The organism is Pseudomonas parakoreensis (assembly GCF_021602155.1).
GTDB lineage: Bacteria > Pseudomonadota > Gammaproteobacteria > Pseudomonadales > Pseudomonadaceae > Aquipseudomonas > Aquipseudomonas parakoreensis.
On sequence record NZ_BQHY01000007.1, the window covers coordinates 156,194 to 172,652 of the forward strand.

The 16,459-nt window shown below is 60.4% G+C and carries 12 protein-coding genes; 8 read left to right on the forward strand and 4 right to left on the reverse strand.

What is annotated here, in order from left to right; all coding sequences use genetic code 11:
* Nucleotides 1–213: 213 nt before the first annotated feature.
* From L6D63_RS12945 to L6D63_RS12960, 4 genes are all read right to left on the reverse strand, one after another.
* Nucleotides 214–954, reverse strand: a complete 741-nt coding sequence (locus tag L6D63_RS12945; protein WP_003226924.1) for a YciK family oxidoreductase — start codon at nucleotides 952–954, stop codon at nucleotides 214–216.
* Between the two features lie 166 nt (nucleotides 955–1,120).
* Entirely contained in the window at nucleotides 1,121–1,792 is a 672-nt protein-coding gene (mupP, locus tag L6D63_RS12950; protein ID WP_047295560.1) for an N-acetylmuramic acid 6-phosphate phosphatase MupP, read from the reverse strand.
* A 4-nt stretch (nucleotides 1,793–1,796) separates the two neighbouring features.
* Nucleotides 1,797–2,495, reverse strand: coding sequence for a bifunctional 2-polyprenyl-6-hydroxyphenol methylase/3-demethylubiquinol 3-O-methyltransferase UbiG (ubiG, locus tag L6D63_RS12955; RefSeq protein ID WP_041069358.1), 699 nt, complete (start codon nucleotides 2,493–2,495; stop codon nucleotides 1,797–1,799).
* 58 nt (nucleotides 2,496–2,553) lie between these two features.
* Nucleotides 2,554–3,888, reverse strand: coding sequence for a TRZ/ATZ family hydrolase (locus L6D63_RS12960; RefSeq protein ID WP_041069362.1), 1,335 nt, complete (start codon nucleotides 3,886–3,888; stop codon nucleotides 2,554–2,556).
* 108 nt (nucleotides 3,889–3,996) lie between these two features.
* On the opposite strand from L6D63_RS12960, the gene mtnA reads away from it, so the two are divergent.
* The 8 genes from mtnA (at nucleotide 3,997) to rpsA (ending at nucleotide 16,415) form a co-directional block, all read left to right on the forward strand.
* Nucleotides 3,997–5,073 (forward strand): S-methyl-5-thioribose-1-phosphate isomerase, encoded by a 1,077-nt coding sequence (gene mtnA / locus L6D63_RS12965; RefSeq protein WP_047295558.1) that lies wholly within the window; start codon nucleotides 3,997–3,999, stop codon nucleotides 5,071–5,073.
* 425 nt (nucleotides 5,074–5,498) lie between these two features.
* The gene (gyrA, locus tag L6D63_RS12970) at nucleotides 5,499–8,153 is read left to right on the forward strand and encodes a DNA gyrase subunit A (RefSeq protein WP_047295556.1); all 2,655 of its coding nucleotides are present in this window, start codon (nucleotides 5,499–5,501) and stop codon (nucleotides 8,151–8,153) included.
* Between the two features lie 232 nt (nucleotides 8,154–8,385).
* Nucleotides 8,386–9,471: a 3-phosphoserine/phosphohydroxythreonine transaminase gene (gene serC, locus L6D63_RS12975; RefSeq protein WP_047295554.1), complete on the forward strand. Its 1,086-nt coding sequence runs from the start codon at nucleotides 8,386–8,388 to the stop codon at nucleotides 9,469–9,471.
* Nucleotides 9,471–10,565, forward strand: a complete 1,095-nt coding sequence (pheA, locus tag L6D63_RS12980) for a prephenate dehydratase (RefSeq protein WP_041069374.1) — start codon at nucleotides 9,471–9,473, stop codon at nucleotides 10,563–10,565. The genes serC and pheA overlap by 1 nt, the downstream gene beginning before the upstream one ends.
* A gap of 13 nt (nucleotides 10,566–10,578) precedes the next feature.
* Complete coding sequence (gene hisC / locus L6D63_RS12985) at nucleotides 10,579–11,691, forward strand: histidinol-phosphate transaminase (RefSeq protein WP_041069377.1); 1,113 nt, start codon at nucleotides 10,579–10,581, stop codon at nucleotides 11,689–11,691.
* 28 nt (nucleotides 11,692–11,719) lie between these two features.
* Nucleotides 11,720–13,927, forward strand: a complete 2,208-nt coding sequence (locus tag L6D63_RS12990) for a bifunctional prephenate dehydrogenase/3-phosphoshikimate 1-carboxyvinyltransferase (protein ID WP_047295738.1) — start codon at nucleotides 11,720–11,722, stop codon at nucleotides 13,925–13,927.
* Entirely contained in the window at nucleotides 13,924–14,613 is a 690-nt protein-coding gene (gene cmk / locus L6D63_RS12995; RefSeq protein WP_007963625.1) for a (d)CMP kinase, read from the forward strand. Before L6D63_RS12990 ends, cmk begins: the two co-directional genes overlap by 4 nt.
* Before the next feature lie 119 nt (nucleotides 14,614–14,732).
* Nucleotides 14,733–16,415, forward strand: coding sequence for a 30S ribosomal protein S1 (gene rpsA / locus L6D63_RS13000; protein ID WP_131671661.1), 1,683 nt, complete (start codon nucleotides 14,733–14,735; stop codon nucleotides 16,413–16,415).
* Nucleotides 16,416–16,459 lie beyond the last annotated feature (44 nt).

Genomic DNA, 16,459 nt, shown 5'->3' on the forward strand with positions numbered 1-16,459 from the left:
TTGCCCCAGTGCCTTCACACGGCGTGCTTTGAGGAGATTTAGAGCGAAAGTCGTGCCATTCGGTTCACGATAATTAAAAACGTTATGAATCAACGGGATGGCATTTTGCTTTGGGCGGGGGTGGCAGATATTTGACTGGAATGTGACGGCGAAAAGCGGCAAAGGTGTGCCGCGACGGTAATCCGCCACGGCAACAAAAGCGACGTATGGCACTTATTGCGCGTTGAATGCCTGGCCATTGATGCCCGTGCTGTCCGGGCCCATCAGGTACAGGTACACCGGCATGATCTCTTCCGGGGTCGGATTGTTCAGCGGGTTTTCCCCTGGATAGGCCTGTGCGCGCATGCTGGTACGCGTGCCGCCCGGGTTGATGCTGTTGGAACGCACGGGTGCTACGCCATCGACTTCGTCGGCCAGCGTCTGCATCAGGCCTTCGGTGGCAAACTTCGACACACCGTAGGCGCCCCAGTAGGCCCGGCCCTTGCGTCCGACGCTGCTGGAGGTGAACACCACCGAGGCATCCTGCGACAGCTTGAGCAGCGGCAGCAAGGTGCTGGTGAGCATGAACATGGCGTTGACGTTGACCTGCATGACGCGCATGAAGTTTTCGCCGGACAGTTGCTCGATCGGCGTACGCGGCCCAATGATCGAGGCGTTGTGCAGCAGGCCATCGAGATGGCCGAACTCGGTTTCGATCATCGCCGCCAGCTCATCGTATTGATGGGGCAGGGCGGTCTCGAGGTTGAACGGGATCACCGCCGGTTGTGGATGGCCGGCGGCTTCGATTTCGTCGTAGACCTGCGTCAGATTGGCTTCGGTCTTGCCCAGCAACAGCACGGTGGCGCCATGGGCGGCGTAGGTTTTGGCAGCCGCCGCGCCGATGCCACGGCCGGCACCGGTGACCAGAATGACCCGGTCCTTGAGCAATTCGGGACGGGCGGTGTAATCAAACATAAAAACCTCACAATCCATTCATGAAGACCTGCTTCCCTGTGGTGAGGGGATTTATCCCCGACCGGCTGCGAAGCAGTCGTGAAACCTGTCTATCGAATCGACCTGAAAGTGCGCGGGCTGCTTCGCATCCCATCGGGGATAAATCCCCTCGCCACAACGGCCGTTTTCAGCAGCTGCACAGCGCGTTGTCGATGACCTTGCGCAGTTCCAGCGGATGATCCACCACCACATCCGCGCCCCAGTGCCGCGGGTTGTCGTCCGGGTGGATATAGCCATAGGTCACGGCGGCGGTTTTGGTGCCCGCATCGCGCCCCGATTCGATGTCGCGCAGATCATCGCCCACAAACAGCACGGTGGACGGATCCAGATCAAGCATCTTGCACGCGAGGATCAGCGGCTCCGGATCCGGCTTGCTGTTTTTCACGTGGTCCGGGCAGATCAACAGCGCCGAGCGCTCGGCCAGCCCCAGTTGCTGCATGATCGGCTCGGCAAACCGAACCGGTTTGTTGGTGACCACGCCCCAGATCAAGTTGCCCCGCTCGATGTCGGCCAGCAACTCGCCCATGCCGTCGAACAGCTTGCTGTGTACCGCGCAACCGGCCAGATAGCGTTCGAGGAACTCCTGACGCAGTTCTTCGAAGCCCGGCGATTCCGGGTCCATCGAGAACGTCACCGCGACCATGGCTTTGGCGCCGCCGGAAATTTCGTCGCGGATGTGCTTGTCGTTCATTGGCGGCAAGCCGCGATCCGCGCGCATCGCCTGACAGATGGCGATGAAATCCGGCGCGGTGTCGAGCAGGGTGCCGTCCATATCGAAAAGGACTGCTCTGATGGCCATCGGCTTACTCCTCGCGCAGGGTCTGGATCATGTAGTTGACGTCAACGTCGTTGGCCAGCTTGTAGTGCTTGGTCAGCGGGTTGTAGGTCAGGCCAATGATGTCCTTGACGGTCAGGCCGGCGATGCGGCTCCAGGCGCCCAGCTCGGACGGGCGAATGAATTTCTTGAAGTCGTGGGTGCCGCGTGGCAGCAGCTTCATGATGTATTCGGCACCGACGATGGCGAACAGGTACGCCTTCGGGTTGCGGTTGATGGTCGAGAAGAACACCTGGCCGCCCGGTTTGACCATGCGGTAGCAGGCGCGGATCACCGACGACGGGTCCGGTACGTGCTCGAGCATTTCCAGGCAGGTTACGACGTCGAACTGCTCGGGCATTTCTTCGGCAAGGGCTTCAGCGGTGATCTGCCGGTACTCGACGTTGACCCCGGATTCCAATTGATGCAGTTGCGCGACCGCCAGCGGCGCTTCGCCCATGTCGATGCCCGTTACCGTGGCGCCGCGCTGGGCCATGGCTTCGCTGAGAATGCCGCCGCCGCAGCCGACGTCGAGAACTTTCTTGCCGGCCAGATTGACCCGCTCGTCAATCCAGTTGACGCGCAGCGGATTGATGTCGTGCAGTGGTTTGAACTCGCTTTCACGGTCCCACCAACGATGGGCCAGGGCTTCGAATTTGGCGATTTCGGCGTGGTCGACGTTGCTCATGATCTATTCCTCGAAAAACTTGAAAAAGGCTGTAGCCGCGAAGTCTGCTCCGCGGTGTTTACGATTCTGAGTGGCCGCTGATGCGCTGGCCCCAGGCCCGGGCGGTGGCGCCCAGCTGTTGTTCGTCCAGGCGGGTCAGGCGCCGGTCGTCGAGTAACTGTTTGCCGGCGACCCACAGGTGTTTCACGCAGTCGCGGCCGGTGGCATAGATAAGCTGTGACACCGGGTCATAGACCGGTTGCTGGGCCAGGCCGGACAGGTCGAAGGCGACGATGTCTGCAGCCTTGCCAATCTCCAGCGAACCGACCTGTGCCTCAATGCCCAGAGCCCGGGCGCCGTTGAGCGTGGCCATGCGCAGCGCGCGATGGGCGTCCAGCGCGGTGGCCGAGCCGGCGACGGCTTTGGCCAGCAGCGCGGCGGTGCGGGTTTCGCCGAGCAGGTCGAGGTCGTTGTTGCTCGCTGCGCCATCGGTGCCGACGGCAACGTTCACGCCAGCCTGCCACAGACGCTCCACCGGGCAGAAACCGCTGGCCAGCTTCAGGTTCGATTCCGGGCAGTGGATCACGCTGGTGTTGCTTTCTACCAGCAATGCCAGATCGTCATCGCTGATCTGGGTCATGTGCACCGCCTGGAAGCGCGGGCCGAGCAGGCCGAGGCGAGCGAGGCGGGCCAGTGGCCGCTCGCCGCGATGCTCCAGCGATTGCTGGACTTCGAAGGCAGTTTCGTGGACATGCATGTGGATCGACGCGTCCAGCTCTTCGGCGATCACGCGGATTTTTTCCAGGTTCTCGTCGCCCACGGTGTAGGGTGCATGAGGGCCGAAAGTGATCTTGATCCGTTCGTGATGCTTCAAATCGCCGAACAGCTCGACGCCCTGACGAATGGCCTCATCGGCGCTGCTGGCACCGGGGATCGGGAAATCGAGGATCGGAATCGCGATCTGTGCGCGAATGCCGCTGTTGTGCACGCGCTCACTGGCAACTTTCGGGAAGAAGTACATGTCCGAGAAGCAACTGATGCCACCTTTGATCTGCTCGGCAATCGCCAAGTCAGTGCCATCACGGACGAAATCTTCATCGACCCATTTGGCTTCGGCCGGCCAGATGTGGTTTTCCAGCCAGGTCATCAGCGGCAGATCGTCGGCCAGGCCACGGAACAGGGTCATCGCCGCATGCCCGTGGGCGTTGATCAGGCCCGGGCTGAGCAGCACGTCCGGCAATTCGCGGACTTCAGTGGCGTTACACTTCAATGCTTCGGCGCGCGGGCCGATAAACACGATGCGACCGTCACGGATGCCCAGGCCGTGCTCCTTGAGCACAACGCCTGCAGGTTCGACGGGTACCAGCCAGGTCGGCAGCAATAATAAGTCGAGCGCAATGGCAGGTTTCGGCATCGAGGGTCGGTTCCAGTGCTTTTGTAAAGGATGGCGAAGTATACCCGAGCGTCTTCGCGGGGGGATCGCTATAATCGGCGGCTTTTGTTCATGAGTGCGGGGTGAGGGATGCGCGATCGACTGTTGGCTGCGGAGAAAGTAAAGGCCATCGATTGGCGAGATGGCGCGCTCCACCTGCTGGATCAGCGTATTTTGCCGTTTGAGGAAAACTGGATTGCCTACACCAGCGCGGCCGGTGTGGCTGAGGCGATTCGTTCGATGGTGGTGCGTGGCGCGCCCGCCATCGGCATCAGTGCGGCCTATGGCATTGTGCTTGCGGCCCGCGCACGGATCGCTGAGGGGGGGGGCTGGTACGCGGCGCTGGAAGAGGATTTCGCCTTGCTCGCCGATTCCCGGCCGACGGCGGTCAATCTGTTCTGGGCGCTGAACCGCATGCACGATCGCCTGGACCGGCTGAAAGAAAACGCCGATCCGCTGGCGGCACTGGAAGCTGAAGCCATCGCCATTCATGAAAGCGACCGCGAAGCCAACCTGACCATGGCTCAGCTCGGTGTCGATCTGATCCGCAAGCATCAGGGCAACGCCCAGGCGATTCTCACTCACTGTAATACCGGCGCTCTGGCCACCGGAGGTTTCGGTACCGCGCTGGGGGTGATTCGCGCGGCCTATCTCGAAGGCATGGTAGAGCGCGTCTACGCCGATGAAACCCGCCCGTGGCTGCAGGGGTCGCGCCTGACCGCCTGGGAGCTGGCGAACGAAGGCATTCCGGTGACGCTCAATGCCGACTCCGCCGCCGCGCACATCATGAAAACCAAAGGCGTGACCTGGGTGATCGTCGGTGCTGACCGCATCACTGCCAATGGCGATGTGGCGAACAAGATCGGCACCTACCAACTGGCGGTCAACGCCATGCACCACGGCGTGCGCTTCATGGTGGTGGCGCCGAGTTCGACCATCGACATGCATCTGGCCAGTGGCGACGACATCCCGATCGAGGAACGTGATGGCGCCGAGTTGCTGGAGGTCGGTGGCAAGCGCGTGGGGGCGGACGTCGAGGCGTTCAACCCGGTGTTCGATGTGACGCCGGCGGATCTGATCGACGCGATCGTCACTGAAAAGGGCATCGTCGAGCGGCCGGATACGGCGAAAATGGCTCAGTTGATGTGCCGCAAACGCCTGCATTGATGGGTCGCGGCGTCTGCAAGGACGCCATCGCTGGCAAGCCAGCTCCCACAGGTCTTGTGCTCGCCACTGATCCTGTGGGAGCTGGCTTGCCAGCGAAGGGGACCTGAAAGTCAATAAACATCGCAAAACCTGACCTCAAAACTGCATTCAAAGAAGCTCTGAGCCTCTCTCGTCCCCTTTACGCCTGTCATCGGTCAACTAACTATGCTCCATGCGCATCTGGGGGATAGGTGCGTGGCGGCTCTTGTGATAACATCCGGCGTTTTCCGAGGCAGCTTCGCGGAGCTGTCTTTACTGCGCAAATCCGTGGTTCTATCCGTTGATTTGTCGTAAGTCGGCGCACGGCACTCAGCCTGCCCCGACGAGCTTCGTACATCCCATATGGATATGACGAAGTTTCACCAGAAAAAGGAATCAGGCTTCTCATGGGCGAACTGGCCAAAGAAATCCTCCCGGTCAATATCGAAGACGAGCTGAAACAGTCCTACCTCGACTACGCGATGAGCGTAATCGTCGGCCGTGCACTGCCGGATGCGCGCGATGGCCTCAAGCCCGTGCACCGTCGCGTACTGTTCGCGATGAGCGAGCTGGGCAACGACTTCAACAAGCCGTACAAGAAATCTGCCCGTGTTGTCGGTGACGTGATCGGTAAGTATCACCCGCATGGTGATACTGCGGTGTACGACACCATCGTCCGCATGGCTCAGCCTTTCTCCCTGCGTTACCTGCTGGTTGACGGTCAGGGCAACTTCGGTTCGGTGGACGGCGACAACGCTGCGGCCATGCGATACACCGAAGTGCGCATGACCAAGCTGGCGCACGAACTGCTGGCCGACCTGCACAAAGAAACCGTGGACTGGGTGCCGAACTACGACGGTACCGAGCTGATCCCGGCGGTCATGCCGACCCGCGTGCCGAACCTGCTGGTCAACGGTTCCAGCGGTATTGCCGTGGGCATGGCGACCAACATTCCGCCGCACAACCTCGGTGAAGTCATCGACGGTTGCCTGGCCCTCATCGACAATCCCGAGCTGACCGTCGATGAGCTGATGCAATACATCCCCGGTCCGGACTTCCCGACGGCCGCGATCATCAACGGTCGTGCCGGCATTATCGAAGCCTATCGCACCGGTCGTGGCCGCATTTACATGCGTGCGCGTTCGATCATCGAAGACATCGACAAGGTCGGTGGCCGACAGCAGATCGTCATCACTGAACTGCCGTATCAGCTGAACAAGGCGCGTCTGATCGAGAAGATCGCCGAACTGGTCAAAGAGAAGAAGCTCGAGGGCATCACCGAGCTGCGCGACGAGTCCGACAAGGACGGTATGCGCGTCGTGATCGAGCTGCGTCGCGGCGAAGTGCCTGAGGTGATCCTCAACAATCTCTACGCCCAGACCCAGCTGCAATCGGTATTCGGCATCAACATCGTCGCGCTGATCGACGGCCGTCCACGCATCCTCAACCTCAAGGATCTGCTGGAAGCCTTCGTCCGTCACCGTCGCGAAGTGGTCACCCGTCGTACCGTATTCGAGCTGCGCAAGGCCCGCGAGCGTGGTCACATCCTCGAAGGTCAGGCCGTTGCCCTGTCGAACATTGACCCGGTGATCGCCCTGATCAAGGCGTCGCCGACTCCGTCGGAAGCCAAGGAAGCGCTGGTCAGCACCCCTTGGGAATCCTCGGCAGTGGTGGCGATGGTGGAGCGTGCCGGCGCCGATTCGTGCCGTCCGGAAAACCTCGATCCGCAATACGGTCTGCGCGACGGCAAGTACTTCCTGTCGCCAGAACAGGCGCAAGCCATTCTGGAACTGCGTCTGCACCGTCTGACCGGTCTGGAGCACGAGAAGCTGCTGGCCGAGTATCAAGAGATCCTCAACCAGATCGGCGAGCTGATCCGCATCCTCAACAGCGCCGTGCGCCTGATGGAAGTGATCCGCGAAGAGCTGGAAGTGATCCGTGCCGAATACGGCGACGTGCGCCGCACCGAGATTCTCGATGCGCGTCTCGACCTGACCCTGGGCGACATGATCCCGGAAGAAGAGCGCGTCGTGACCATTTCTCACGGTGGCTACGCCAAGACCCAGCCACTGGCTGCGTACCAGGCTCAGCGTCGTGGCGGCAAAGGCAAATCGGCGACCGGCGTCAAGGATGAGGACTACATCGCTCACCTGCTGGTGGCCAACAGTCACACCACGCTGCTGCTGTTCTCCAGCAAAGGCAAGGTGTACTGGCTGAAGACTTACGAAATTCCCGAAGCATCCCGCGCCGCCCGTGGTCGTCCGCTAGTCAACCTGCTGCCGCTGGATGACGGTGAATACATCACCACCATGCTGCCGGTCGAGGAATACACCGAAGGTCACTACATCTTCATGGCGACCGCCAACGGCACCGTGAAGAAGACTCCGCTGGAATCCTTCAGCCGTCAGCGCAGCGTCGGTCTGATCGCGCTGGAGCTGGACGAAGGCGACGTGTTGATCTCCGCGGCCATCACCGATGGCGAGCGCGAAGTGATGCTGTTCTCCGACGGCGGCAAAGTGACGCGTTTCAAAGAGTCCGACGTACGCGCCATGGGCCGTACCGCCCGTGGTGTACGCGGCATGCGTCTGCCGGAAGGGCAGAAGCTGATTTCGATGCTGATCCCGGAAGAAGGCAGCCAGATCCTCACCGCTTCCGAGCGTGGTTATGGCAAGCGCACCGCGATTACCGAGTTCCCAGAGTACAAGCGTGGCGGTCAAGGCGTGATCGCCATGGTCAGCAACGAGCGTAACGGCCGTCTGGTCGGTGCGGTTCAGGTGCTCGACGGCGAAGAAATCATGTTGATTTCCGATCAGGGCACGCTGGTACGTACCCGTGTCGACGAAGTGTCGAGCCTGGGTCGTAACACCCAAGGCGTGACTCTGATCAAGCTGGCCAAGGATGAAACCCTGGTCGGTCTGGAGCGGGTTCAGGAGCCATCGGAGGTCGAAGGCGACGAGCTTGAAGGTGAAGAGGGTGCCGGGTTCGAGGGAGATGTCGTGATCGACGACGTTGCCGAGGACCAGCAACTCGACGCCGCAGCTGACGAAGAGCCGCAGGAGTAAGCGGACAAGCGAGGGGGCGGATGAAAATTCGCCCCCTTGTTATTTGTCCGGTATGAATTTTCGACATCATGGAGATCTCCTGTGGGGGGCGAGCCTGCTCGCGAATGCAGGCGCTGCGGTACCTCTGACGCACCGCGGTGATGCATTCGCGAGCAGGCTCGCTCCCACAGGACTGTGTTGATCGGTAGTGTGATTTTTTGCGTGATACCACCAAATCAGAGCGAGATTGGATGTGAGCAAGCGAGCCTATAACTTCTGTGCCGGTCCTGCGGCGCTTCCTGAAGCTGTCCTGCAACGTGCCCAGGGTGAACTCCTTGATTGGCATGGCAAGGGTTTGTCGGTCATGGAAATGAGCCATCGCAGTGATGAGTTTGTGTCCATTGCCACTCAGGCCGAGCAGGATCTGCGTGACCTGCTGAATATCCCGTCGAACTATAAAGTGCTGTTTCTGCAGGGTGGCGCCAGTCAGCAGTTCGCGCAGATCCCGCTGAACCTGTTGCCGGAAAACGGCAGCGCCGACTATATCGACACCGGTATCTGGTCGCAGAAAGCTATCGACGAAGCTTCGCGCTACGGCCACGTCAACGTTGCTGCCACCGCCAAGCCTTACGACTATTTCGCCATCCCGGGTCAGAACGAGTGGAAGCTGTCGAAAGACGCCGCTTACGTTCACTACGCGCCGAACGAAACCATCGGCGGTCTGGAATTCCAGTGGATCCCGGAAACCGGTGACGTGCCGCTGGTGGCTGACATGTCTTCGGACATCCTCTCGCGTCCGGTCGACATCTCGCGTTTCGGCATGATCTACGCCGGCGCCCAGAAGAACATCGGCCCGAGCGGTATTGTCGTCAACATCATCCGCGAAGACCTGCTGGGCAAGGCACGTTCGCTGTGCCCGACCATGCTCGACTACAAGGTCGCGGCCGACAACGGTTCGATGTACAACACTCCGCCGACCCTGGCCTGGTACCTCTCCGGTCTGGTGTTCCAGTGGCTGAAAGAGCAGGGCGGTGTTGAAGCGATCGCCAAACTGAATGACGTCAAGCAGCGCACGCTGTACGACTTCATCGACGCCAGTGGCCTCTACAGCAACCCGATCAACAAGTCGGACCGCTCGTGGATGAACGTGCCGTTCCGTCTGGCTGACGATCGCCTGGACAAACCGTTCCTGGCCGGTGCCGATGCGCGCGGTCTGCTCAACCTCAAGGGCCACCGCTCCGTGGGCGGCATGCGCGCCTCCATCTACAACGCCGTCGACATCAACGCCGTCAACGCGCTGGTGGCGTACATGGCTGAATTCGAGAAGGAGCACGGCTGATGTCCGAGCAAGAACTCAAGGCCCTGCGCCTGCGTATTGACGCTCTGGACGAAAAGGTCCTGGAACTGATCAGTGAGCGTGCGCGCTGCGCCCAGGAAGTTGCGCGAGTCAAGATGGCTTCGCTGGCCGAAGGCGAAGTGCCGGTGTTCTATCGTCCCGAGCGTGAAGCCCAGGTGCTCAAGCGCGTGATGGAGCGCAATCAGGGGCCGCTGGGCAACGAAGAGATGGCGCGCTTGTTCCGCGAAATCATGTCCTCGTGCCTGGCGCTCGAGCAGCCATTGAAAGTGGCTTACCTCGGCCCTGAAGGCACCTTCACTCAAGCAGCGGCGATGAAGCACTTCGGCCACGCGGTGATCAGCAAGCCGATGGCGGCGATCGACGAAGTGTTCCGTGAAGTCGCGGCGGGTGCGGTGAATTTTGGCGTGGTGCCGGTGGAGAATTCCACCGAAGGCGCGGTCAACCACACCCTCGACAGCTTCCTCGAGCACGACATGGTGATCTGCGGCGAAGTCGAACTGCGCATTCACCATCACTTGCTGGTCGGTGAAAACACCAAGACCGACAGCATCAGCCGCATCTACTCCCACGCCCAGTCGCTGGCCCAGTGCCGCAAGTGGCTGGACGCGCACTATCCGAATGTCGAGCGCGTGGCGGTGGCGAGCAATGCCGAAGCGGCGAAGCGGGTCAAGGGTGAATGGAACTCGGCGGCGATTGCCGGCGACATGGCTGCTGGCTTGTATGGTCTGACCCGTCTGGCGGAAAAGATCGAAGATCGTCCGGACAACTCGACGCGCTTCCTGATGATCGGTAACCAGGAAGTGCCGCCGACCGGCGACGACAAGACCTCGATCATCGTCTCGATGAGCAACAAGCCTGGCGCGCTGCATGAGCTGCTGGTGCCGTTCCATGACAACGGGATCGACCTGACCCGGATCGAAACCCGTCCGTCGCGCAGTGGCAAATGGACCTACGTGTTCTTCATCGACTTCGTCGGCCACCACCGTGATCCGTTGATCAAGGGTGTGCTGGAAAAGATCAGTCAGGAAGCAGTAGCACTCAAAGTGCTGGGTTCCTACCCGAAAGCAGTTCTTTAAGGGGCGGTAGCAAATGAGTGGCAACTTCCTCGCTCTGGCACAGCCGGGCGTGCAACAACTTTCGCCGTACGTTCCGGGCAAGCCTGTGGACGAACTGGCGCGCGAGCTGGATCTGGATCCGGCGAAAATCGTCAAACTGGCAAGCAATGAAAACCCGCTGGGCGCCAGCCCGAAAGCGCTGGCGGCAATCCGCGATGAGCTGGCCGAGCTGACCCGTTATCCGGACGGCAACGGCTTCGCGCTGAAATCGCTGTTGGCCGAGCAGTGCCGCGTCGAGCTGAACCAGGTAACCCTTGGCAACGGCTCCAACGACATTCTCGAGCTGGTGGCGCGCGCCTATCTGGCGCCGGGTCTGAACGCCGTGTTCAGTGAGCATGCGTTTGCCGTTTACCCGATCGCCACCCAGGCGGTCGGCGCGCAGGCCAAAGTGGTGCCGGCCAAGGACTGGGGGCACGACTTGCCTGCGATGCTCGCGGCCATCGATGCCAACACTCGCGTAGTGTTCATTGCCAACCCGAACAATCCGACCGGCACCTGGTTCGGCGCCGAAGCGCTGGACGAGTTCCTGCAAGATGTACCGGAACATGTGTTGGTGGTGCTGGACGAGGCGTACATCGAGTACGCCGAAGGCAGCGACCTGCCGGACGGTCTGGATTTCCTCGCGGCGTACCCGAATCTGCTGGTATCGCGCACGTTCTCCAAGGCCTATGGCCTGGCAGCGCTGCGCGTTGGTTATGGCCTGTCCACTGCGGTAGTAGCGGACGTGCTCAACCGTGTGCGTCAACCATTCAACGTCAACAGCCTGGCTCTGGCCGCGGCCTGTGCGGCGTTGAAGGATGACGAGTATCTGGCGCAAAGCCGTCAGCTCAACGAATCCGGCATGCAGCAACTGCAGGCGGGTTTCCGTGAGCTGGGTCTGAGCTGGATCGAGTCCAAGGGCAACTTCATCTGCGTCGATCTTGGTCAGGTCGCTGCGCCGATTTTCCAGGGGCTGCTGCGTGAAGGCGTGATCGTGCGTCCGGTGGCCAATTACGGCATGCCGAACCACCTGCGGGTGACCATCGGTCTGCCGGCGGAAAACAGCCGCTTCCTTGAAGCGCTGCGCAAGGTTCTGGCTCGTGGGTGATGTCACTGCTCTGCAATCTGCTGCGCCTATGATCGGTCGCCTTGTGGTGGTCGGTCTGGGGTTGATCGGTGGTTCGTTTGCCAAAGGCTTGCGTGAAAGCGGCATCTGCCGTGAAGTGGTCGGGGTCGATCTCGACCCGCAATCGCGCAAGCTGGCGGTCGAGTTGGGTGTGGTGGACCGTTGCGAAGACGACCTGATTGCTGCGTGTCAGGGTGCTGACGTGATTCAGCTGGCAGTGCCGATTCTGGCCATGGAGAAGGTGCTCGCGCGTCTGGCGAGTGTCGATCTGGGTCAGGCGATTCTGACCGATGTCGGCAGCGCCAAGGGCAATGTGGTGCGCGCGGCGACCGAGGCGTTCGGCGGCATGCCAGCGCGTTTCGTGCCGGGCCATCCGATTGCCGGTTCCGAGCAGAGCGGGGTGGAAGCTTCCAACGCCGAGCTGTTCCGTCGGCACAAGGTGATTCTGACCCCGCTCGAGCAAACCGACCCGGCCGCGCTGGCGGTGGTTGATCGCTTGTGGCGCGAGCTGGGTGCCGATGTCGAGCATATGCAGGTCGAGCGCCACGACGAAGTGTTGGCTGCGACCAGTCATCTGCCGCACTTGCTGGCCTTCGGTCTGGTCGACTCGTTGGCCAAACGCAATGAAAACCTTGAGATCTTCCGTTACGCTGCGGGCGGTTTCCGCGATTTCACAAGAATCGCCGGAAGCGACCCGGTGATGTGGCACGACATCTTCCTCGCCAACCGCGAGGCTGTCCTGCGCACACTCGATACATTTCGCAGCGACCTCGACGCCTTGCGCGACGCGGTCGATGCAGGGGATGGGCACCAATTGTTGGGCGTCTTCACGCGCGCCCGGGTTGCCCGCGAGCATTTCAGTAAAATCCTGGCCCGCAGGGCCTATGTGGACGCTATGAATTCCAACGATCTGATTTTTCTGGCTCAACCTGGTGGCCGCTTGTCCGGTCGGATTCGCGTACCAGGTGACAAATCGATTTCCCACCGCTCGATTATGCTCGGCTCGCTGGCCGAAGGCGTGACCGAGGTTGAAGGTTTCCTCGAGGGTGAAGATGCCCTGGCGACCTTGCAGGCATTTCGCGACATGGGCGTGGTCATCGAAGGCCCGCACCACGGTCGCGTGACCATTCACGGCGTTGGCCTGCATGGCTTGAAGCCGGCACCTGGCCCGATCTATCTGGGCAACTCCGGTACCTCGATGCGTCTGTTGTCCGGCCTGCTGGCGGCGCAGAACTTCGACAGCACCCTGACGGGCGATGCGTCGCTGTCCAAGCGTCCGATGAATCGCGTGGCCAATCCGCTGCGGGAAATGGGCGCTGTGATTGAAACCGCTGCCGAAGGTCGTCCGCCGATGACCATTCGGGGCGGGCACAAACTGAAAGGCCTGACCTACACCATGCCGATGGCCAGTGCTCAGGTGAAGTCCTGCCTGCTGCTGGCGGGTCTGTACGCGGAAGGCAAGACCACCGTCACTGAACCGGCTCCAACCCGTGATCACACCGAGCGCATGCTGCGTGGCTTCGGCTACCCGGTGACTGTTGACGGCGCGACCGCGTCGGTCGAGTCCGGCGGCAAGCTGACCGCAACCCACATTGAAGTGCCGGGCGATATCTCGTCGTCGGCGTTCTTCCTGGTGGCGGCCTCGATTGCCGAAGGTTCCGAGCTGGTGCTGGAGCACGTCGGCATCAATCCGACCCGTACCGGCGTTATCGACATCCTGCGTCTGATGGGCGCCGATATCACTCTGGAAAACCAGCGTGAAGTCGGTGGCGAACCGGTAGCCGACCTGCGCGTGCGGGCGGCTAAACTCAAAGGTATCGAGATTCCGGAAGCGCTGGTGCCACTGGCCATCGACGAGTTCCCGGTGCTGTTTGTGGCGGCGGCCTGTGCCGAAGGTCGTACCGTGCTGACGGGTGCTGAAGAGTTGCGCGTCAAGGAATCGGACCGCATCCAGGTAATGGCGGACGGCTTGCTGGCGCTGGGCGTCAAGTGCCAGCCGACCCCGGACGGCATCATCATCGATGGCGGCCAGATCGGTGGCGGCGAAGTGCATGGTCACGGCGATCACCGTATCGCCATGGCCTTCAGCGTGGCCTCGCTGCGCGCCACTGCGCCGATCCGCATCCATGATTGCGCCAATGTCGCGACGTCGTTCCCGAACTTCCTCGCGCTGTGCGCGCAGGTCGGCATTCGTGTGGCACAAGAGGCTCAGTCGTGAAAAACATTGCACCGGTCATCACCATCGATGGGCCAAGCGGTTCGGGCAAAGGCACGGTCGCCGGGATTCTGGCCAAGCGCCTTGGCTGGAACCTGCTGGATTCCGGTGCGCTGTATCGCCTGCTGGCGTTCGCTGCGCACAACCATGGTGTCGACCTGACCAATGAAGAGTTGCTGAAAAAGCTGGCTGCTCATCTGGATGTGCAGTTCATCGCGGCGACCGAAGGCCAGTTGCAGCGCATCATTCTGGAAGGTGATGAAGTCAGCGATGTCATCCGTACAGAAAGCGTCGGCGCAGGCGCGTCCCAGGTAGCTGCGCTGCCGGCAGTGCGCGAGGCGCTGCTGCAGCGCCAGCGCGCTTTCCAGGAAGCGCCGGGGCTGGTGGCTGATGGGCGCGACATGGGCACAGTGGTTTTTCCTGACGCACCGTTGAAAATCTTCCTGACCGCCAGCGCCGAGGAACGGGCGCGCCGCCGATATTTGCAGTTGAAGGGCAAAGGCGAGGATGTTAGTCTGTCGAGTCTGCTAGATGAGATCCGTGCACGCGACGAGCGTGATACCCAGCGTGCAGTGGCCCCGCTCAAGCCGGCGGCCGACGCGATTCAGCTGGATTCCACGGAGTTGTCCATCGATCAGGTGCTTGAACGCATCATGAGCGAGATCGCCATTCGCGATATCGCCGGGTGACCAAGAAGGCCGCAGGGGACCAGTCATAGTCCTGCAGCGCTTCTTTTAAATGAAACTAACCCACACCGTCTGGGGTGTGGAGATGGGCGTATTCTTCGCCCTCATCTACAGGAATTAAAATGAGCGAAAGCTTTGCGGAACTCTTTGAAGAAAGCCTAAAGACCCTGAACCTTCAGGCAGGCTCCATCATCACCGGTGTTATCGTTGATATCGATTACCAGGCTCGCTGGGTAACCGTTCACGCTGGCCTGAAGTCTGAAGCACTCATCCCGCTGGAACAGTTCTACAACGACGCTGGCGATCTGGCTATCAATGTCGGTGACGAAGTTCACGTTGCTCTGGATTCGGTTGAAGACGGTTTCGGTGAAACCAAGCTGTCCCGTGAAAAAGCCAAGCGCGCTGAATGCTGGATCGTTCTGGAAGCAGCCTTCGCAGCTGAGGAAGTGGTCAAGGGCGTTATCAACGGTAAGGTTAAAGGCGGCTTCACTGTCGACGTTAACGGCATCCGTGCGTTCCTGCCAGGTTCCCTGGTTGACGTCCGTCCAGTGCGCGACACCACGCACCTGGAAGGCAAAGAGCTGGAATTCAAGGTCATCAAGCTGGACCAGAAGCGCAACAACGTTGTCGTTTCCCGTCGCAGCGTCCTCGAAGCCGAGAACTCCGCCGAGCGTGAAGCTCTGCTGGAATCCCTGCAGGAAGGCCAGCAAGTCAAAGGTATCGTCAAAAACCTCACCGATTACGGCGCATTCGTCGATCTGGGTGGCGTGGACGGCCTGCTGCACATTACCGACATGGCCTGGAAGCGCATCAAGCATCCTTCCGAGATCGTCAACGTTGGTGATGAAATCGACGTCAAGGTTCTGAAATACGATCGCGAACGCAACCGTGTTTCCCTGGGCCTGAAGCAACTGGGCGAAGATCCATGGGTTGCTATCAAAGCCCGTTATCCAGAAGGCACTCGCGTTACCGCTCGTGTAACCAACCTGACCGACTACGGCTGCTTCGCTGAGCTGGAAGAGGGCGTTGAAGGTCTGGTGCACGTTTCGGAAATGGACTGGACCAACAAGAACATCCACCCTTCGAAAGTCGTACAAGTCGGCGACGAAGTGGAAGTCATGGTTCTGGACATCGACGAAGAGCGTCGTCGTATCTCCCTGGGCATCAAGCAGTGCAAGTCGAACCCATGGGAAGACTTCTCTGGCCAGTTCAATAAGGGCGACAAGATCTCCGGCACCATCAAGTCGATCACCGATTTCGGTATCTTCATTGGTCTGGACGGCGGCATCGACGGTCTGGTTCACCTGTCCGACATCTCCTGGAACGAAGTGGGCGAAGAAGCCGTACGTCGTTTCAAGAAGGGCGACGAGCTGGACACAGTCATCCTGTCGGTTGATCCAGAGCGCGAGCGCATCTCCCTGGGCATCAAGCAACTGGAAAGCGATCCGTTCTCCGAGTACGTCTCGGTTAACGACAAAGGCGCTATCGTTAAAGGCACCGTGAAGGAAGTTGACGCCAAAGGCGCCATCATCGTTCTGGCTGACGACATCGAAGCGACCCTGAAAGCCTCCGAAATCAGCCGTGACCGCGTTGAAGACGCGCGCAACGTTCTGAAAGAAGGCCAGGAAGTTGAAGCCAAGATCATCAGCGTTGACCGCAAGAGCCGCGTAATCCAGCTCTCGATCAAGTCGAAAGATGACGCTGAAGAGAAAGAAGCTATCCAGAGCCTGAACTCCGTTCAGGAAGCTCCAGCCGATACCACCATGGCTGCTCTGTTGAAGCAAGCAATGGCCAAACAGAACTAAGTTCTGCTTGATCATGAAAAAGGGCGACTTCGGTCGCCCTTTTT